Annotated in this window: 17 protein-coding genes and 3 pseudogenes; 11 read left to right on the forward strand and 9 right to left on the reverse strand. The window is 66.0% G+C overall.

What is annotated here, in order from left to right; genetic code table 11:
• Window positions 1–40 precede the first annotated feature (40 nt).
• The 7 genes and pseudogenes from FMM79_RS09095 (at window position 41) to FMM79_RS09120 (ending at window position 6,165) form a co-directional block, all read left to right on the forward strand.
• Window positions 41–889, forward strand: a complete 849-nt coding sequence (locus FMM79_RS09095) for a hypothetical protein (RefSeq protein WP_240339079.1) — start codon at window positions 41–43, stop codon at window positions 887–889.
• Between the two features lie 28 nt (window positions 890–917).
• Complete coding sequence (locus FMM79_RS09100) at window positions 918–1,898, forward strand: LLM class flavin-dependent oxidoreductase (protein WP_148627208.1); 981 nt, start codon at window positions 918–920, stop codon at window positions 1,896–1,898.
• Window positions 1,899–1,992: 94 nt separating this feature from the next.
• On the forward strand, window positions 1,993–3,219 hold the full coding sequence (locus tag FMM79_RS09105; RefSeq protein WP_148627193.1) for an NAD(P)/FAD-dependent oxidoreductase: 1,227 nt from the start codon (window positions 1,993–1,995) through the stop codon (window positions 3,217–3,219).
• A gap of 128 nt (window positions 3,220–3,347) precedes the next feature.
• Window positions 3,348–4,664: an MFS transporter gene (locus tag FMM79_RS09110; RefSeq protein ID WP_148627194.1), complete on the forward strand. Its 1,317-nt coding sequence runs from the start codon at window positions 3,348–3,350 to the stop codon at window positions 4,662–4,664.
• Window positions 4,665–4,841: 177 nt separating this feature from the next.
• Window positions 4,842–4,949 (forward strand): annotated as a pseudogene (locus FMM79_RS22250) (hypothetical protein); the annotation flags it as partial.
• Window positions 4,918–5,178: a transposase gene (locus FMM79_RS22255; protein ID WP_371710890.1), complete on the forward strand. Its 261-nt coding sequence runs from the start codon at window positions 4,918–4,920 to the stop codon at window positions 5,176–5,178. The pseudogene FMM79_RS22250 and the gene FMM79_RS22255, both read left to right, overlap by 32 nt.
• A gap of 195 nt (window positions 5,179–5,373) precedes the next feature.
• A complete protein-coding gene (locus FMM79_RS09120) occupies window positions 5,374–6,165 on the forward strand; it encodes an FkbM family methyltransferase (protein WP_205466581.1) in 792 nt (263 codons plus the stop codon).
• A gap of 9 nt (window positions 6,166–6,174) precedes the next feature.
• Here the strand turns inward: FMM79_RS09120 and queG are convergent, their stop codons facing one another.
• Window positions 6,175–7,242 carry a tRNA epoxyqueuosine(34) reductase QueG gene (gene queG / locus FMM79_RS09125; RefSeq protein WP_148627195.1) on the reverse strand — a complete coding sequence of 356 codons (1,068 nt, stop codon included), beginning with the start codon at window positions 7,240–7,242 and terminating at the stop codon, window positions 6,175–6,177.
• Between the two features lie 60 nt (window positions 7,243–7,302).
• Between queG and FMM79_RS09130 the strand changes: the two genes are divergently transcribed.
• The 3 genes from FMM79_RS09130 (at window position 7,303) to msrB (ending at window position 10,173) form a co-directional block, all read left to right on the forward strand.
• A complete protein-coding gene (locus FMM79_RS09130) occupies window positions 7,303–8,331 on the forward strand; it encodes an ABC transporter ATP-binding protein (protein ID WP_148627210.1) in 1,029 nt (342 codons plus the stop codon).
• Window positions 8,332–8,336: 5 nt separating this feature from the next.
• Window positions 8,337–9,584 carry an ABC transporter permease gene (locus FMM79_RS09135; RefSeq protein ID WP_148627211.1) on the forward strand — a complete coding sequence of 416 codons (1,248 nt, stop codon included), beginning with the start codon at window positions 8,337–8,339 and terminating at the stop codon, window positions 9,582–9,584.
• A gap of 64 nt (window positions 9,585–9,648) precedes the next feature.
• Complete coding sequence (gene msrB, locus FMM79_RS09140) at window positions 9,649–10,173, forward strand: peptide-methionine (R)-S-oxide reductase MsrB (RefSeq protein WP_148627196.1); 525 nt, start codon at window positions 9,649–9,651, stop codon at window positions 10,171–10,173.
• Here msrB and FMM79_RS09145 read toward each other — a convergent pair.
• From FMM79_RS09145 to FMM79_RS09165, 5 genes are all read right to left on the reverse strand, one after another.
• A complete protein-coding gene (locus FMM79_RS09145) occupies window positions 10,160–11,395 on the reverse strand; it encodes an MFS transporter (protein WP_148627197.1) in 1,236 nt (411 codons plus the stop codon). The genes msrB and FMM79_RS09145 overlap by 14 nt on opposite strands.
• A 130-nt stretch (window positions 11,396–11,525) precedes the next feature.
• Window positions 11,526–11,864 (reverse strand): hypothetical protein, encoded by a 339-nt coding sequence (locus FMM79_RS09150; RefSeq protein WP_148627198.1) that lies wholly within the window; start codon window positions 11,862–11,864, stop codon window positions 11,526–11,528.
• Complete coding sequence (locus FMM79_RS09155; protein WP_162528468.1) at window positions 11,861–13,045, reverse strand: class I SAM-dependent methyltransferase; 1,185 nt, start codon at window positions 13,043–13,045, stop codon at window positions 11,861–11,863. Before FMM79_RS09155 ends, FMM79_RS09150 begins: the two co-directional genes overlap by 4 nt.
• Before the next feature lie 37 nt (window positions 13,046–13,082).
• Window positions 13,083–13,589, reverse strand: a complete 507-nt coding sequence (locus FMM79_RS09160; protein WP_148627200.1) for a DUF4440 domain-containing protein — start codon at window positions 13,587–13,589, stop codon at window positions 13,083–13,085.
• A gap of 112 nt (window positions 13,590–13,701) precedes the next feature.
• Window positions 13,702–16,101 (reverse strand): TonB-dependent receptor, encoded by a 2,400-nt coding sequence (locus FMM79_RS09165; protein ID WP_148627201.1) that lies wholly within the window; start codon window positions 16,099–16,101, stop codon window positions 13,702–13,704.
• A gap of 386 nt (window positions 16,102–16,487) precedes the next feature.
• Here FMM79_RS09165 and FMM79_RS21600 point away from each other — a divergent pair.
• Window positions 16,488–16,628, forward strand: a pseudogene (locus FMM79_RS21600) (carboxylesterase family protein); the annotation flags it as partial.
• A gap of 53 nt (window positions 16,629–16,681) precedes the next feature.
• Here FMM79_RS21600 and FMM79_RS09175 read toward each other — a convergent pair.
• The 3 genes and pseudogenes from FMM79_RS09175 to FMM79_RS09185 form a co-directional block, all read right to left on the reverse strand.
• Window positions 16,682–18,370: a mechanosensitive ion channel family protein gene (locus FMM79_RS09175; RefSeq protein WP_148627202.1), complete on the reverse strand. Its 1,689-nt coding sequence runs from the start codon at window positions 18,368–18,370 to the stop codon at window positions 16,682–16,684.
• A 185-nt stretch (window positions 18,371–18,555) separates the two neighbouring features.
• On the reverse strand, window positions 18,556–19,128 hold the full coding sequence (locus tag FMM79_RS09180) for a hypothetical protein (RefSeq protein WP_148627203.1): 573 nt from the start codon (window positions 19,126–19,128) through the stop codon (window positions 18,556–18,558).
• Between the two features lie 10 nt (window positions 19,129–19,138).
• Window positions 19,139–19,264, reverse strand: a pseudogene (locus FMM79_RS09185) (IS630 family transposase); the annotation flags it as partial.

Below are 19,264 nucleotides of genomic sequence, written 5' to 3' on the forward strand. Positions count from 1 at the left end.
ACCGGAGACGTAACCCTCGATGTCGATATCGTTGCTTCTAATGCCTCTTCTCGCCCAGGCGGCGGGGACCATTGGCTCGCCCTATGCCTCTTCGCTTCCGCTCGAGATCATCGAGAAGAAGAACGACGCAGCGCGCAAACAGGCGCAGGAGCGGGCCTATGCCGGGCCCGCCGCGCCGGTTAGTCGCAAGGGTTGCATGGACCTTGTCCAGTCCGATCCGCAGCGCTCGGCCGAACTGGCGCAGGAGGCTCTGTATGAGGCGATGGGGCGCGAACGTGTGCGCGCAGGGCTGTGCCTGGGTGCCGCGCTCACCGTGCTGGAACGCTTCGACGAGGCGCGTGAGGCCTTCGTCACCGCGCGCGATGCGACCGAGGCCGAGGACCACGTCAGCCGCGCGCGGCTGGGCGACATGGCGGCCAATGCCGAACTGGCGCAGGGCAATGGCGCCAAGGCGCTGCTCCTGCTGGGCCCCGCGCTCACCGAAGCAAAGGCCAGCGGTGATGACCGCGTGCTCGCCGAAGTCCAGATTGACCGTGCGCGCGGGCTTGTCGCCGTCGACCAGGCGGGGCAGGCGGCCGATGCCCTCGCGGCGGCACGCGTCGCCGATCCGGAGAACGCGCAGGCCTGGCTTCTTTCGGCGACGCTCGCGCGGCGCCAGGACCAGTTGATCGTCGCCTCGGGCCAGATCGAGACGGCCGCGAAACTGGCGCCGCGCGACCCTGCGGTCGGCCTGGAGGCGGGTGTGATCGCGATGCTTTCGGGCGATGCCTCGGCCGCGCGCCGAAGCTGGCAGTCGGTGGTGGACGTCGACCCGCAAAGCCCGGAAGCCCAGACCGCCAAGACTTATCTTGCGCAGACGGCCCCCGATGAGAGGCCGGAGCGCCCCTGAGGCCCCAGATTTACGGATAACGATGCCTATGGTACCCCTTTCGGTTCTCGACCTCGTCACCGTTCGCGAAGGCGACAGCGTGGCCCGCTCGCTCGACATTAGCGTTGACACCGCCAGGGCCGCCGAGGTCAACGGTTTCAAGCGCTACTGGGTGGCCGAGCATCACGGCATGGCGGGGATTGCGGGGGGCGCGACCTCGGTCGTGCTCGCGCACATCGCCAATGCGACCAAGTCCATCCGGATCGGCGCGGGCGGGATCATGCTGCCCAATCACACGCCCTATGTCATCGCCGAGCAGTTCGGCACGCTTTCGGCAATGTTCCCGGGCCGCGTCGACTTGGGGCTGGGCCGTGCGGCGGGCGCGGACGGACGGCTGGCCAACGCGCTGCGCAAGGACATCATGAGCGCTTCGGAACGCTTCCCGCAGGACGTCGTCGAACTGCGCGCGCGCTTCGCCGGGCAAGCTGTGGGCGGGGTGGAATCTCCGCAGGCGAGCGGCGCGGATGCGGAAATGTGGATCCTGGGCTCCAGCCTCTTTGGTGCGCAGCTCGCCGCCATGCTGGGCCTCCCCTATGCCTTCGCCTCGCACTTCGCGCCCACCCACCTGGACGAGGCGGCACGCATCTACCGCGAGCGCTTCGAGCCCTCCGAATTTTGCGACAAGCCCTATTTTATGGCCGCGATCAACACGATGGCGGCCGAGACTGAGGAGGAGGCCTGGTACATCTCCTCCTCCACCGACCAGAGCTTCGTGGCGCTGCGCACAGGCAATCCCGGCAAGCTGCAGCCGCCGCTCCCCAACTACCGCGAAGGGCTCCCTGGGCCTGCGCGCGCGATGCTGGAGCAGATGCGCGGGGTCGCCGCCGTGGGCACGCCCGACCAGGTGCGCGCGGGGCTGGAGGCCTTTGTCGAGCGCACGCAGGCCGACGAGCTGATTCTGAGCGCCTCGACCTTCGATCCCGCCGCGCAGATCCGCTCGCTTGAACTGATCGCCGGGGCGCTCGACTGAGCCGCGAGGGCGAGAGCTGGTACAAGACTATGTAGGCGCAGGGGTATTGCAAGGCACGCCGCAAGCGGCCAGACATGCCCGTCCAGGAGGGGATATGAACCAGTCTGATGTTGTTATCGTGGGCGCCGGACACGGCGGTGCCCAATCTGCCCTGGCCCTGCGCCAGAACGGTTTCGAAGGCTCGATCACGGTGATCGGGCGCGAGCCGGAGTATCCATACGAGCGTCCACCGCTCTCCAAGGAGTACTTCGCGCGCGAGAAGACCTTCGACCGCCTCTATATCCGCCCGCCCACGTTCTGGGCCGAAAAGGATGTGATCTTCCGTCTCGGCTGCGAGGTCATCAAGGTCGATCCCAAGGCGCATACCCTGAGGCTCTCGGATGGCGAGACTTTCGAATATGGCAAGCTGGTCTGGGCGACCGGCGGTGATCCGCGTCGCCTGTCCTGTTCCGGCGCGGGGCTGGCGGGCGTCCATGCGGTGCGCACGCGCGCCGATTGCGACACCCTGATGGCCGAGGTCGACGCCGGGATCCGAGAGGTGGTGGTTATCGGCGGAGGCTACATCGGCCTGGAGGCGGCTGCCGTGCTGGCCAAGCTGGGTCTGGATGTCACGCTCCTCGAAGCGTTGCCGCGCGTGCTTGCGCGCGTGGCGGGCGAGGAGTTATCGGCCTTCTATGAGAAGGAGCACCGCGAGCACGGCGTGGACCTGCGCACGGGCGTTGAGGTCGAGTGCCTCGAAGGCGATGGCCGCAAGGTCACTGGCGTCAAGCTCGCCGATGGTTCGGTCCTTCCCGCCGAGGCCGTGATCGTGGGCATCGGCATCGTGCCCGCGGTCGGCCCGCTTATCGCGGCGGGTGCCGCGGGTGCCAATGGCGTCGATGTGGATGAATACTGCCGCACCTCGCTTCCCGACATCTACGCCATCGGCGATTGCGCGGCCTTTGCCTGCGGCTTTGCCGGCGGCGATGTGATGCGCGTGGAATCGGTGCAGAACGCCAACGACATGGCGACCTGCGTCGCCAGGACGCTGTGCGGCGACCAGCAGCCCTACAAGGCTTTCCCGTGGTTCTGGTCGAACCAGTATGACCTGAAGCTGCAGACAGCGGGCATCAACAAGGACTTCGATACCACCGTGGTACGCGGCGATCCGGACACCCGCAAGTTTTCGGTGGTGTACCTGCGCGGTGGGCGCGTCGCCGCGATCGACAGCGTCAACATGGTCAAGGACTACGTTCAGGGCCGCAAGCTGGTCGAAGCGGGCGCGAAGGTCGACGTCGAGCAGCTCGCCGATCCCGAGGTTCCTCTCAAGTCGCTTCTGTGAAGCGATAGGTCCTGTATCGCGCCTGCGGACTGGACCTGTGCAGAAATGTCGTTAAGGCCCGCACTTTCGTAATTTTCAAAGGGGTGGGCGTTGACGCACGCACGCACCCGCGCAAGGGGTGAAGCGGTATGAACGCGCGGACGGACGCGGAAAGCAGGCAGGCGCGCGGGCTTGAGCCCTATCGGCGCAACGCGCGGGTGCTGGGCGCGAGCCTTGTCGGCACCGCGGTCGAGTTCTACGACTTCTACATCTACGCCACGGCCACTGCGCTCGTCTTCGGGCCGCTGTTTTTTCCCGCCGATTCGGCCTCCGCGCAGCAGCTGGCGGCCTATGCGAGCTTTGCCATCGCGTTCCTTGCCCGGCCCATCGGCGCCACCTTCTTCGGCCATTTCGGTGACCGGGTGGGGCGCAAGTCCACGCTTGTCGCCTCGCTCATGCTGATGGGTGGGGCGACGGTCGCGATCGGCTTCCTGCCCACCTACGCGAGCCTAGGCTGGTATGCGCCGCTCCTTTTGTGCGTCCTGCGCTTCGGGCAGGGCCTGGGGCTGGGCGGCGAATGGGGCGGCGCCGCGCTGCTCGCGGTGGAGAGCGCTCCGCCCGGCTGGCGCGCACGCTTTGGCATGTTCCCGCAGCTGGGCGCGCCGCTGGGCTTCCTAGCGGCTAACGGTCTGTTCCTGATCCTGTCCGGGCTGCTGAGCGAAGCTCAGTTCGTAGCCTGGGGCTGGCGTTTGCCGTTCCTGCTGAGTTCGGTCCTTGTCGGGCTGGGCCTGTGGATTCGCTTTAAGCTCTCCGACAGCCACGCGCTTGATGCTACGGGGCACATCGCGCCACCCAAGGCGATTCCCCTGTTTGAGCTGTTCAAGGGCCACCTGCGCCAGACGGTTGCGGGCACTTTCGCGGTCGTCGCCTGCTTTGCCATCTACTATCTCACCACCGCCTTTGCCTTGGGCTATGGCACGGGCGAACTGGGCTATGACCGGCAGGATTTCCTGGGCGTGCAGTTGTTCGCAATCCTGTTCATGGCGCTGGGCATCGTGGTCGCAGGTTACGCAGCGGACCGTTGGTCTTCGCGCTCTGTCCTTCTGACAGGTTCGCTCTGCGCGATTGGTGTGGGTGTCATGATGGGGCCGATGCTGGGCGCGGGCTCGCTCGCCGTGATCGCGCTTTTCCTGGCGATGGGCCTGTTCACCATGGGCCTCGTCTACGGTCCGCTGGCCGCACTCCTGCCGCAGCTGTTTCCGGCGCGGGTGCGCTACACCGGCTCCTCAATCGCCTTCAATGTCGGTGGGATCCTGGGCGGCGGTTTTGCCCCGGCCGTGGCGCAGGGGCTGGTGGATCAGGGCGGATTGGCCTTTGTCGGCCTCTACATCTCCGGCGCCGCGGTGCTTACGCTAGTCGGGCTGCTCAGTCTTTCCCGAAACACGGAGCGCGACTTCACTGTCTAAGTGTCTGATTGGAAATTAAGTTGAGTGGTATCCGCAGGTTAGCTTGACGGTTTGGCCTGTTGTTGATCCAGAGGTTTCGCCAAAAACTACCGTGGATTCAACGATGTGGACCGATACCACTCGCGCCCTTCATGCGCGAAGCGGGCTGGCATTGCCAAGTGATATGCGCGATGCCGAGTGGGCGGTTCTGGAGCCCTGCTGCCACCTGCGTCACATGCTGGGCGACCTCGCAAATGGCCGTTGCGGCGCATTGTTGAGGCGATCCTTTACCTACTGCGCGGCGGTTTGCCTTGGCAAATGGACCATCGAGATCATCAAGAAGTCCGATGCCGCGAAAGGTTTCGAGGTGCAGCCCCGGCGCTGGGCCCGGCGCTGGGGCGTCGAGCGAACGCTGGCATGGCTGAACCGGAACCGACGGCTCGCAAAAGACTTCGAGCAGACTATTGCGTCTGCAACCGCATGGCTCCTCATCGCCTCGATCCAGCTCTTCACCCGGTGCATTGCAAGGTCATGAAACACAAACCGATAATTTTGAACAAGACACTAAAAGTGTATCTGTATTGAGCGCTTCATTCAATTTTTATTATTTCAGCTGTCATGTAGATTTATTGTTACATGCGATGAATATTTGAGTAGATATAATCTCTTTGGGCGAACAGGTCTTAGGGGAGGTGTTGTGAGGCGGATTCTACTTTCGAAAGCCGCGTCGGTGGTTCGTACGCTCGGATCACGCGAGGCGCTGCAGAGAATGGCCTTCAACGCGATCCGGCTGCATCGCCCGGAAGTGCGCGACCTGGTGGCGAGTGCGGACCTGCAGTTCCTGGCCTACTGCATGGCGCGGCGCGAACGCTCGAAATCGCAGATCATGCAGGACCTGTGGGTCTGCTATGAACTGGGCGAGAAGCGTGAGGGGTTCTTCGTCGAGTTCGGTGCGACCAACGGATTGAAGAACTCGAACACCTGGCTGCTGGAACACGAGCTGGGCTGGTCGGGCATTCTCGCTGAGCCAAATCCCATCTGGCACGGGGATCTTGCCGCCAATCGTGCTGCCAGAATCGAGCACCGCTGCGTGTCCTCGCGCTCAGGCGAGAGGGTCGCGTTCCTCACCACCGACGAGGATGATCCCGAATTGAGCGGTATCGCCGCCTTTTCCGATGGCGATCACTTCGCGGATCTGCGCAGCAGGGCCGCGCAGATAGAGGTGGAGACGCTCTCTCTCGACGACCTGCTGGAGACCTACCAGGCGCCGCCTGTCATCGACTACATGTCGGTCGACACCGAGGGCAGCGAACTCGATATCCTTTCCGCCTACAGCTTTCGCCACCGTTTCCGGTCGATCTCGGTCGAAACCAATCCGAAGAATGAGGCGGCGATCGACGCACTGCTTGCGGCCCAGGGCTACATGCGGGTGTTTCGCCAGTTCTCGCAGTGGGATGGCTGGTACGTCGCGGCCGAAAGCCGGGACCGCGATCGCGGCGAGGTCGCCGCGCCCGAAGCCTGAGCGCAGGGTTCACCCGGTGAGGCGATGGAATGCCCAATCGGCGGCTTCGGCCACCACGTCATCGGCGTCCGTGCGCAGCGCTTCGACTTGTGGGAGAAGGGCGCTCCACCCGCTGTTGCCCGCCGCATAGAGGCAGTTGCGCAGGAACCGGCTGCGTCCTACGCGCTTGATTGGCGAGCCAGAGAACAGCTTGCGAAAGCCCGCGTCATCGAGCGTGAGCAGATCGGCGAGATCGGGCGCGGTCAGCTCCGCGCGCGGCAGGAAGGGCTTCATCGTGTGGGCGCTCTGGGCGAACTTGTTCCAGGGGCACACCGCCAGGCAATCGTCGCAGCCGTAGATGCGGTTGCCCAGCCCTTCGCGCAGATTCTCGGGCACCGGGCCCTTGTGCTCGATGGTGAGATAACTGATGCAGCGCCGGGCATCGAGCTGGTAGGGCGCAGGGAAGGCGTCGGTCGGGCAGGCGTCCTGGCAGGCGCGACACGACCCGCAGGCATCGCGCGCAGGCGTTGAGAGCGGGAGCGCAAGCGTGGTGTAGATCTCGCCCAGGAACAGCCAGGAGCCGTGCTTGCGGCTGACGAGGTTGGTGTGCTTGCCCTGCCAGCCAAGCCCGGCGGCCGCGCCTAGCGGCTTTTCCATGACGGGCGCAGTGTCGGTGAAGACCTTGACGCCCGCTTCGCCAAGGCCGCGCTTGTCCGCCTCCGCGACAAGCCAGCGTGCCAGGTGCTTGAGCGCCTTCTTGACTGTGTCGTGGTAGTCCGCGCCTTGTGCATAGACCGAGATGCGCGCGCGCTCGGGATCGTCCGCCAGCGCCAGCGGGTCGTGTGCGGGGGCGTAGCTCATGCCAAGGGCGATGACACGCTGCGCCTCGTTCCAGAGGCCTTGTGGCGAGCGGCGGTGATGGGCACGCTCGGCCATCCAGCCCATCGTGCCGTGCATGTCGGCCTCCAGCCAGGCTTCGAGTCGCGCGGCGCGTTCAGGGTCTTCCTCTGCATCGGCAATGCCGAAGGCGCAGAAGCCCAGCGAACGCGCTTCCTTTTCAAGGTCTTCTCGAAGGGCACTTAGGACGGTCTTAACCAAGACGGCTCCATGGACGGGGTTCACACGCCGCAGCGCGCGCACGAAGATAACGGGGTCGATATGGAGTGTGCACTAGGAGATAGGCCCATGACGGGCAATGCGCCATCGCGGGAGAGTGCTGCTAAGGCACCCGTGTCCCCGGACCCTGCGCGTGCTCTAGCGATCGAGGCGCGCGGGCTGATCAAGAGCTTCGATGGCACGCGCGCGGTCGACGGGGTTAATCTCTCGGTGCCGGAAGGCGCGGTCTATGGCATTCTCGGGCCCAACGGAGCGGGCAAGACCACGACCTTGCGCATGGTTCTGGGCATCATCGATCCCGATGCGGGCGTGCGCAGGATCCTGGGCCACGACCGGCCGCACGAGGTGGCGCACACCATCGGCTACCTGCCCGAGGAGCGCGGGCTCTACCCCGCGATGAAGGCGGTCGAGGCCATCGCGTTCCTGGGCGCGCTGCGCGGTCTTCCCTTGAAGGAGGGGCGCAGGCGCGGGCGCGAGCTGCTGGAACGCCATGGCCTTGGCCACGCGGCCGACCGCCAGATCCGCCAGCTTTCCAAGGGTATGGCGCAGCAGGTTCAGATCCTGGGCACGCTTGTCCATCGCCCCCGCCTGGTCATTTTCGATGAACCCTTCTCCGGTCTCGATGCGCTCAACCAGGGGCGGCTCGAGGCGATGATGCGCGATCTCGCCGCAGAGGGGACCACCGTCATCTTCTCCACCCACGTTATCGCGCATGCCGAGCGTCTGTGCGACGAGGTCGCGATCATCGCAGGCGGCCAGGTGCCCTTCGCAGGCTCGGTCGACGTCGCGCGCGACCGTATCCCGGCGCAGGTCCGCCTGGAGACGCGGGCGCGTGAGGGCGCCTGGCGCGCCGCGCTTCCTGCCGATGCCCGGCGTGAAGGACGATTCTGGTATTTCCCGTTGCCCGAAAGCGGTATCGAGCCCCTGCTGCGCGCGCTGATCGAAGGCGAGGCGGGCATCCTCTCGCTCTCGATCGAGCGGGCGGGCCTCCACGACGCCTTCGTCGCCATCGCCGGCGAGGCGGCGGCGCGCGCGATGGGGCAGGACGCGCCAGAGGAAACCGGCTCGTGAGTGATATGCGAGAGCCAGGCCACTCGGGCCGCCTGTCCATGCTGTCGGCGGCCTGGGTAATCGCCCGGCGTGACTTCGTGGCGATCCTGTTCAGCCGAGCCTTCTTCTTCTTCCTCTTGGGACCGCTGTTCCCGGTCCTCGTCGGAATCCTGGCAGGCTCGGTCGGCCAGCGCGTGCAGCAGACCGCCCAGAGCCCCGAGATCGGCCTTGTCATGGCCGAGGCCGACGCGCGCCGCATCCTTGCCGCGCGCGAGGCTTTGGCTGCGCGGTTGGGCGAGAGCGTGCCACGCATGACGCTGGTGCACGCCTTGGCCAAGGGGGAGGACTATGAACCGCGCAGCGCCCTGGAAGGCCGTGCGGCCAATATTGCCGCGATCCTTTCCGGGACTGCCGAGGCGCCGGAGCTGACGGGGCCGCGCACGCGAATCGAGAGTTGGCGCGGCCCGGTCGCGATGGTCGCCGCGCAGGCGCAGGCGGGTGAACTCGCGCCCTGGCCCAAGGTTCGTCTGGAAACCACCACCTCGAGCAGCGCGACCGAGCGACGCGGGCGCCTCACCACCGCGCAAGGCGCACAGACGCTGCTGTTCCTTCTGACGATGATGCTTGCGGGCATGGTTCTCTCCAACCTCGTCGAGGAAAAGGGCAACAAGATCATCGAGGTGCTAGCCGCTGCAATTCCCATGGAGGCGGTCTTCATGGGCAAGCTGTTCGCCATGCTCGGCGTTTCGCTGGTCGGTATCGCGACTTGGGGCGCGACCGTGGGCGCGGTGCTTCTGGCAGGCAGTTCGGTGCTGCCCACGCTGACCACGCCGGCAGTCGGCTGGCCGATGCTGGTAGTCCTGGGTGTGGTTTACTTCGCTACGGCCTACCTGCTGCTGGGCTCGGTGTTCCTGGCTGTAGGCTCGCTGGCGACAACCGTGCGCGAGGTGCAGACGCTCTCGATGCCGGTGACGATGGTGCAGTTGCTGGTATTCTTTCTCGCCAGCTATGCGATGACGCAGCCGGGCACGGCAATCGAGTACTTTGCGCTTATCTTCCCCTTCAGTGCGCCCTTTGCGATGCTCGCCCGCGCGGCGCAGGACCCGGCGCTTCTGCCTCATATCCCGGCGGTGCTGGCGCAGTGCGCCTGGGTGCTGCTACTCGTACGGCTGGGCTCGGCGCTTTTCCGCAAGCGGGTGATGAAGTCGGGCCCTGCGGGGGTGAAGAAGGCGCGTCGCTCGCTGTTCATGCGCAAGGCAGGCGCGAAGGTGTAGTCTTCCCTCTTGCGAATCACAGGCGGGAGCGGGGTGGCGGCTTCCGCGCGATTGGGGAGAGAGCATGGCGCAGATCCGTTCCGCAAGGCGACCTTCGGGTGGCTTCGATGCTGGCCGCAGGCGTGCGCTCGGCTTTCTGGGCAGCGCGCTGGCGAGCGGTGTTCTGGCCGCCTGCGGGGCGCAGGAGGCCGATGCGAAGACCTACCCGGTACAGCTTACCAGGGCACAGTGGAAGGCGCGGCTGACCCCGCTGCAGTACCGCATCCTGCGCGAAGGCGCGACCGAGCGGGCGGGTTCGTCTCCGCTCGACAAGGAAAAGCGACGCGGTATCTTCGCCTGCGCGGGGTGTGACCATCACCTCTTCGATTCGGCAACCAAGTACGACAGCCGCACCGGCTGGCCGAGTTTCTGGCGCCCGCTGCCCGGCGCCATTGGCACCTCCACCGACCACAAGATCGGCTATCCGCGTACCGAGGTTCACTGCGCGCGGTGTGGCGGGCACCTGGGCCATGTCTTCAACGACGGACCGCAGCCCACCGGCAAGCGCTATTGCATGAACGGGGCGGCGATGCGCTTCATTCCGCGTTGATCGCAGGCCTGGGCGCGCCCGAGACGGCCGGCGCGAGCGGCTGGACGAAGGCAAGGCGCACCGCGAGGACAAGGCCGAGCGCGATCAGGCTCCCGGCAAACAGGGCTACCCCGCCCCAGCCCGCGTGGGTCCAGGCGTAACCGCCCGCCGAGCCCAGAACGCTCGATCCCATGTAGTAGCCGAAAAGGTAGCTCGCGGTGCCTTGCGCGCGCGCCTCGCGCGCGCGACGTCCGACCCACGAGGAGGCGACCGCGTGGGCGGCAAAGAAGGCCACGGTGACCACGCCGATCCCCGCGATCACTAGGGGAAGAGCCTGTGCCGAAGTCAGTGCGATCCCGAAGAGGAAGAGGACGAGCGGCGGCCATAGCGCGCGGCGCGGGCCGAGCTTGCCAGAGACATGGCCTGCCAGCGCGGAACTTGCCGAGCCGAGCAGGTAGAGAAGGAAAATGAGGCCAACCTCGCCCTGCGAAAGCGCATAGGGCGCAGCCAGCAGGCGGTAGCCCGCGTAGTTGTAGACCGAGATGAAGGCGCCCATGAGCAGGAACGCGACGAGGAACAGCCAGGGTAGCGCAGTGTCGGCAAAGAGGCTCGAAAAGCCCCTTGCATAGCCCGTGAGCGACTGGCGGCGCGGCGTGAACTGGCGCGAGCGGGGCAGGATGCGCCAGAAGACGAGTGCAAGGGCCAGCGCGGCAAGGCCCGTCGCGCCCAGCGCCGTTCGCCAGCCCCACCATTCGGCAAGCACGCTGACGAGCAGGCGCCCGCTCATCCCGCCCACGGCTGAACCCGCGATATAAAGCCCCATCGCACGCCCGACGGCGGCGTCCTCCACTTCCTCGCTGATATAGGCCATGGCGACCGCGGGAACGCCTGCCAGAGCAATCCCGCTCACGAGGCGCAGCGCCAGGAGGCTGTGCCATCCGGGCAGAAGCCCGAGCGGGGCCGTCAGGACGGCGGCGCCCAGCAGCGAGCCGATCATCATGCCCCGCCGCCCGATGCGGTCCGAGATCATGCCCGCAACCAGCAGCACGAAGGCCATCGGCCCTGTCGCGAGCGAGACGGCCAGGCTCGCCTCCTCGGCGTTGAGGCCATAGTCGGCGCTGAACTGGGGCAGCAGCGGCTGGGTGCAGTAAAGAAGCGCGAAGGTGGACAGCCCGGCAAACAGCATGGCCGCGCAAAGGCGGCGGTAAGCCCCTGTTCCGGGGGAGATCTTGGCCTCGGTCATCGGCCCTTCCTATGGGCGCGGGATCCAGGCAGCGCAAGGCGAAGTGCGTGGAATGCTTCAGGACGGCAGACCTGTGTAAGCGGCGTCTCCACCGCGTGGGGTCACAGGTGATGGTCCGCCTTCCCGCTCCTCAGGTCCCGTTCGTGCGGGCCGTGGGCACGTCCATCCCGGCGCGCTCGAGGATCTGGGAGACACTGCGCTGCGTGGCCGCGATGGGCGCCCCGGCGACGAGGTTGGCAAAGCGCTGGCGTTCGGCGGCGATGCGCTCGGCAAGATCGCCGGAGGGCACAAAATCGTCGATCTGCTGGCGCGTGACCGCCCCTTGCATCTCGAGCAGATATTCGGTGACGATCTGGCGGTCGCGCTGGATCCACACCTCGCTCATCAGGGCCATGACCATGCGTGCGACGTCGGTGACGCTTTCGGGGCCCAGATAGTCAGGGCCGGTGTCGGTCTTGGGGGTGTTCATGTCTGGGCCTCCAAAGCGATGCTCTCGGGTTTGCGGGCGCGGGTGATCCAGGGGTACTGGTCCTGCCCGATAGCGTAGGATTCCACGGCTTCGAAACCGGCCTCCTTGAGCATCGCATCGAGGCTCTCGTGGAGGACGGGCGAGAAGAAGGGTTCTTCGCGGTGGAGCGTGTCCCAGTCGAGGATCACGGCGTGGAACATCGAGACCGCGCGGAACGGGGGCGGGTCGGAAATGACGATGTCCGCGCCCGGTTTCATGATCCGGAACAGCTCGTCAAAGAGCGAACGGTTGGCCTTGGGCGGCAGCTCGTGGTGCAGGGCATAGGTGATGACCCCGTCGAAACTCGCGTCGGCCTCCCCGGTATCGGTTGCGCAGTCAGCCTGCTTGAGATGGACCGGAAAGCCAAAGCGAGCGGCCATGCGCGCACCGTTCTTCAGCAGTAGGGGAGAAAGGTCCGCGCCATGCAGTTCGGCCTCTGGAAAGACGCTGTGCACGGCCTTGAGCGTGGAGACCCCGCCGCAGCCCGGTTCGTAGATGCGTGCGTAGCTGTCCTTGGGGAACTGCCGGATCGTCGTGAGGCGCTGGCCGACGATGTCATCGCCGATGCCGACCGCCGCATAGCCGCCCTTGCTGAAGACGTAAGGGCCAACGCCAAAGGCAAAGAGCGCGCCGTAGAGGTCGTAACCGTCCCAGCCACCCGGCTCCAGGTGCCACTCGATGTGCGCGAACCAGGCGGGAATGGCGAGATCTTCGGCCAAGGTCAGCGAGCTTGCGTATGAGGTCTCATCCGAGCTTTGCGCCATCGCCGCGTCGTAGGCCAGGAACTCGGCTCGCCGTTCCTCGATGGCGGGGATGCCGCGATTGAAGTTCTCCTCGGCGACGTAGCGCTGGAAGAAGCGTTCGAGGCGGTAGATCGCATCGCCCTCGCACACGGTGCGTGCCTTGGCGATGCGCTCGCGCTCGGAAAAGGCGGGGGTGGGCGAGGCATGGTCCTCTCCCAGCATGCGCCCTTGCGGGTTCTCCTCGAAGTTGGCGGCGGCCATCGGGCGCAGCGTCCCCGAGGAGAAGATCTGGATCGCGCCCAGGATCTCCAGCCCGGCGCGTCCGCGCTGCGAAAGCGCGAAGGTTGGGGCGGAACCTTCCTTGAGGGAGCCATCGTCAAGGCGGGTCAGAAATGTCATCGGCAGGCCTCCACAGGACAGGGGATGGGGGAATGTCTCAAGGATTCTCGGAGTAAGCGGGGCGATCGGGCCGGACGCGGGCCATGCCGCCCAGCATTTTCCATTCGCCCTTCTCGCGCACCCAGCTGTGGGTGACCTCGAAGCGCTCGTCGACAGGCGTACCATCGGCCAGTCGGGTGCGGTGGGTGTGGTAGTAGATGACCGCGAAATCGCCGTGGAGGGCCAGATCAAGGAAGGTCATCTCAAGTGCTTCCTGCGTCTTGCCGGCCATGCGCTGGCCGGTTTCCTCCAGCCCTTCGTTGCCCTTGGGAAGGGGCGCATAGGGCGGCCAGGCCTTGTAGCCGTGCGCCGTGCTGGCGAGGTAGATGGCCAGATCACCCTTTGCACGGCCGTTGTAGATCGCCAGTTCGCGCGCCCAGATCGCCTCCTTCGCGGCCTGCCAGGCGGCAGCGGAAGGGGGGTGGGCCGAGGTAAGGTGCGGTGCGGCAAGGCCGGCCAGAAGGAGGCCTGACAAGGCCATTCGGGTCAAGCGGCGGAGTTTCACGCACTCTCCTGTGTCGGGGTGGGGATGTGTGGGAGAGGCAAGGCTCCCGGCCCGCCGTGGGCAAGGCAGGGGGCCTTTTCCAGCGGAAGGCGCGGGTCCCTTGCGTGGGGGATCAGTAGTCGAAGGTCAGGGTCACGCCGAAGGTGCGGCGGTCGCCCAGGTTGACGTTGTACTGGAAGATCGAGGGCACCACGAAGGAAGCCTCGGCGTATTTCTCATCGAGCAGGTTCTTCACCCAGAAGAAGCCCTTCCAGCGATCCGCGCTGACACCGACGCGCGCGTTGGTGAGGACGTAGGCCGCAGTCGAGGCGGTATTGGTCGCGTCCACGTACATCTTGCCACGGTAGATCTCGTCGGCGCCCATGAAGAAGTCGAGGCTATCGTTGATCGGCGTGCGGTAGTCGAAGCCGAACGTGCCCTGGAACTGAGGCACGTTGCCGAGGTAGTTGCCCGCCACGTTGCCATCCGTGCGGCACACGATGTCATCGCAGGTGCTGCTGGCGGTGGGTGCCACCGCGCCGTCCTTGGCCGTCGCGTGCTGCCAGGCGAACGAGCCGTTGAGCGTGAGCGGCGTCGAAACGCGGTAGTTGGCGGTCAGCTCCACACCGTAGGATTCGGCCGAGCCGCCGCTGATGTAGGCACCGGGCACCGCGCCGCCGCCTTGCGTCGAATCGACAGGGGGCACGTAGTTTGCGGGCGGCGCGCTGATCTGGCGCTTCTGCCAGTCGATGTAGAAGGCCGCGAGCGAGTAGTTGAAGCGGTTGTTGAACAGCGAGCCCTTGGTGCCGATCTCGTAGGTCCAGTTCACTTCCTCGCCATAGGCGCGTTCCTCGGGCAACAGTTCGACCGAGCCGGTGACGTAGCCGTTGAAGCCGCCCGCCTTCACGCCCTTGGCCGCGCTGGCGTAGAACATGATGTCCATGCTGGGCTCGTAGCGGATCGAGAAGCGCGGGGTGAGGTTGTTGTAGTCGGCCTCCAGCGCGGGCAGATCGGGGGTCTGCATGTCGATGGTGGAGAGCGCGGTGTGGGTGTAGCGCGCCTCGGCGCCGAGCGTGAGCTGGTCGTCGAGGAGCTTGAGGCCGACGCGGCCGTAGGCCGAGTCGATCTTGTAGTCGGTGCGCCGGTTGTTGAAGAGGATCACCCCGCCATCGTCGAGCGGGTCCCAGTTGTCGCTGAGGACCGGGCCGCCCGGCTGCATGCCCAGGCGCAGGCCGAAGAGGAAGGCGTCCGAGGTCTTGGAGCGGAAGTAGCCGAAGTCGAAGGTCAGGGGACCGCCGTTTTCGAAGGCGAGGCGCGCGTCGTGGCTGGTGTACTTCATCAGCCCCGCCTCGCGCTGCATCGAGAACGTCGGCGACTGGCCGGGCAGGCGGAAGGAGCTTTCATCGAGGTAGTACGAGTTGCTGGCAAAGCTCGACTGCTCGATGCCCTCGCCGCGCACGCGCCCGAAGTCGTAGTTGAAGGTCCAGTCGGGCGAGAAGGCGTACTCGGCCGCGACGTGGTACATTTCGGTCTTGGCGCGCATGCCCGGCTGGGGCGCGGCGAAGAGGCCGTCGGGATAGTGGTCCGCGTTCTCGCCCGAGCGCTTGCCCGCCGGGCTGCTCGGCAGGTTGCCGCACCACAGGTAGGGGCTGCCGTTCGAGCCGACCGCGCCGCAGTTAAGCTGGTCCTCGCGCAAGTTCCCATCAATGGTGTAGAAGGCGCGGATCTTCTCGTTGCGGGTCAGGCGGTAGTAGGTGCCGGTGATCGCCATGCCGTCGGTCGGCGTGAGCTTGAGCGAGGCGGAGAAGTTGCGGCGCTGGTAGCCGCCGAAGTCGGCCATGCCGCTCGAACCCGCACCCGGAAAGTTATTCTTCCACACGCCGTCGAAGTCGGCCGTGGCGTAGTAGATCCGGCCCGAGAGGATGCCCGGCACGATCGGACCACCAATGGCGGCGCGCACGTCGGTATAGCCCCCGTTGCCGACCGAGGCCCGGCCGCTGGCGTGCAGTTCGTCGGTGGGTTCATTGAGTACGTAGTTGATCGCGCCCGAGAACGTGTTCTGGCCGTAGAGCGCGCTCTGCGGGCCCTTCACGACCTCGATGCGCTGGACATCGCCCAGCTGCGAATCGACCATGTAACCGCGCTGCAGGTAGATCCCGTCGATGAATACGCCGGTGTTGCCCACCGCGTTCTGCACGTTGGTTTGCGACAGGCCGCGGATGACCGCGTTGCCGTTGAACTTGGACAGGAAGTCGGTGAAACGCAGGCCCGGCGTGTAGTTGGCGATGTCCTGGAGGTCGGTCACGCCCTTCTCGGCCATGTCCTCCGAGGAGATCGCCGCGATCGAGAGCGGGACGTCCTGTAGGCGCTCCTCAGTGCGGCGCGCGGTGACGATGATGTCGCCCGAGGCCGGTGCGATCCGGGCGCTCTCGGCGCTCTGTGCGCTCGCGGTGCCCGGGGCGCTGGCCAGCAGTGCGGCGGTGCAGATACTCGAAAGAAGCGCGCTCGTACGCACGATGTAATGACGGGCCATGCCCACTACCCCCTGTTTCTTGTGAACCGCATTTGCGCGGTGCCTGCCGTTGCCAGATGCGCCGTGTGGCCCATGGGTAGGGGGAGGAGGTGCCTCACCCGAACTGCAAGTTCGGATCGTGTTCAAGGGGCGAATATACGGTTCGCCGGGCGCTGACCCGGCGCGCTCGAGGCGGAAGAAAGGGATGTGTCACAGCGCCTTCGCCTTCGTGCGGGCACACCCTTTCGGCCATGCCAGAAGCTTGCACATGCCCTCTCGCCGCCATGCCCTTGGCGCCGCTTTTCTCCTGTCCGGGGGGCGGACGAGTGCGCGGTTACGAGAGACACGGCATCGCGACCTTCAAGGGCATTCCCTAGGGGGCCGATACCGGCGGCGAGGGGCGTTTCCTGCCCCCGCGCAAGGTTGATCCCTGGCCCGGCACGCTTTCGGTCGAGAGCGAGGATTGCTTCGACCTCAATGTCTGGACGCCGAAGACGGATACGGAAAAGCGCCCGGTCATGGTGTGGATCCACGGGGGCAACTATTCGACCGGATCGAGCCTTGCTCTCCGCGCGACCATGCGCTCTGGCTCTAGGCGGCGTCAGCTGGCGGGCAGGCTTGCGCCCGGTGGCGCCATATTTTCGGGCACCGTGCGCACGTGCAGGTCGCGCTGCGGGAAGGGGATATCGATGTCCTCTTGCGCGAAGCGGCGTGCAATCGTGAAGTTCATGCGCGAGCCGGCCTGGAAAGCCTCGATGGCATCGGAGGCAAATGCCTGGAGCCTGAGGTCAAGCGAGCTGTCGCCGAACCCGGTCATGATCACCACCGGCTCGGGATAAGCCATAACGCCCTCGTCCTTAGCCGCGATGTCGAGCAGGACATCGCGCACGCGTTCGAGGTCGGTGCCGTAGGCGACCCCGATTGGCACGACCACGCGCGAAGGGCCGGACGAGAAGCTGCGGTTCTTCACCACGCCCGCGATCAGCTGCGAATTGGGGACTATGATCTGGTGGCGGTCGAAGGTTTCTATATGGGTCGAGCGCACCGCGATCTTGCGCACGATGCCCGAATTATCGCCGACCTCGATCCAGTCGCCGACCTTCACCGGACGCTCGACGAGGAGCAGGATGCCGCTGGTGAAGTTTTCGACAACCGACTGCAGGCCAAAGCCCACTCCCACCGAGAGCGCGCCGGCCACGAAGGCGAGATTGGAGAGATCGAGCCCGGTTGTGGCGATGGCGATCAGCGCTGCCAGCGTGATGCCAAGGTAACCCAGAAACGTGAGCAGGGCGGCTTCGGCGCCCGCGTCCATCGCGAACTCGGGCAGTACGGTCACCTTGAGGAAGCGCTGCAGCCAGCGGGTAATGAAGAAGCCCAGGAAAAAGACCGCGGCAAAGGTCGCCACATCCCCGATCGAGAGGCGCACCTCGCCAAGGTCCACGCCGTTGCGCAAGAGCAGGATGCCGTCCGAAATCTCCGCGCCGCTGAAACCCCAGATCATGGCTATGATCGGGAGCACCAATAGCGTCAGGAGGAAACCGGCCGCCAGCGGCACGAAGTGGAGCGCGCGGCGGTAGGCGTGGAGCTTTCCGGTGGCGAGCAGCCCCGTCACCAGCGCGATCGAGCGGTGGAAGTAGATCGCGATGCCGATGACCGCGAGGCTGATCAGCGTCGAGGCGAAGAGGAAGCGGGCGAGCATCGCATAGCCCACCAGCGCGGCGAGCACCGAGGCCGCGCCGAACAGGCGCATCAGGCGTGAGATGGGGGTGGCGAAGTCGATGGCCTCGTGGGACGCCACGTTTTTCTGCGCGTTGGCCTCGATTCGGGCCTTCTGGAAGGCGCTGGAGAGGTGCCACAGCAGCCAGGCGCCGATCACGGCAAGGATAGCGGACAGGACGTGGGAGACATTGGTCCCCACCGCACCGTGGTTCTCCAGGCTGCTGAGCACCGAGATCAGCGCGAGCAGGATCGTCAGGCGCTGGATCGTGCGGTTGGCGCTCTCACCATCCTCTTCGGGAAGCGAGATCAGGCGCAGCTGAGGGAAAGGGGAGAGGACCGCGCCCCGGCCCAGCCAGCGTCCCACCGCGATAAGGCCGCCCGCTCCGATGAGGGAGGGCACGATACCCTCGACAATGTCCTTGGGCATGAGCGGCAGGAGGATCAGGAGCGCGGTGGTGACACAGATGGCAAGAATGATGGCGAAGACGACGGTCGCGCTGGCGTCGAGGGCAAGGGTCCAGGCAAGCTTGCTCGTGATCGAGGTGGCCCCGTGCCCGGCGCCGGTCGACAAGGGCCGACAGCCGCTTCCAGCCCAGCAGGCCGAGCAGGGGCACGCCTATGATCACGACGAGGCTCACCGCGATAATGCCTGCGATGGACACTTCGCCCTGTTCCCGACGGAACTCACGAGTGCGGGCCTGCGCGGTGGCGAAGGCTTCCATGAGTTCACCGCCCGCGCGAATCCACTGGCGCGGGTCAAGGGGGGGGCACGTCGTGCGATAGGAGGCGCTGCTTGGTCAGCGAGGCGAGGCGTGTGTCGATCTCGGAGACCAGAACGGCGGCGCGGGCCTGTGCGCCTTGCAGGCGCAGCTTGGGGCGCATCAGCCGACTGAGCGTAGCTTCCAGCCGGGTGCGTTCCTCGGTCACGCTTTTCGGTTCGCTCTGGCCTTCGGCGGGTGGTCCGCCCAGACCCTTGATCTGCGCTTCGAGAATGCGCAGGTCGAGGGATCCGTCGTTGGCGAGCGCCACGGCCCGGTCGCGGTCGGCGGCAAGATCGGCGCGCAGGGCGCGCAACTGTGCGGTCTGATCGGTGTCGGGCGCGCGCTGGAGAAGGGCCTGGGCCTGGCGGGTGTGTCCGGCCAGATCCTCCATGAGCGCGGCGACGGTGGCCTCGCCTTCCCCTTGTGCAGCGGCCCGGGCCGGCGCGCCGCCAAGAGCTGCGACGACAGCGAGGAGGAACAGGGCCGCAAGGCCGAGTGTGCGCAGGGCGTGAAGGAAAACGAAGTCCGGGCGAAGTCCGGAGCGGACAGGATATCTGGCCGAAAGCACCTGCTCTCCTCTAGTGGATTGATTCCAACGTTTGGTGCCCGCGCCTGACAGCGGCGATGATGTCGTGGGGGTCGGCTTTCCAGACGAAGGGACGCGGATCCTCGTTGTGCTCTTTGATGAAGCGGTTGATGGCTGC

Origin of the sequence: Novosphingobium sp. BW1, assembly GCF_008107685.1 — a bacterium.
Lineage (GTDB): Bacteria > Pseudomonadota > Alphaproteobacteria > Sphingomonadales > Sphingomonadaceae > Novosphingobium.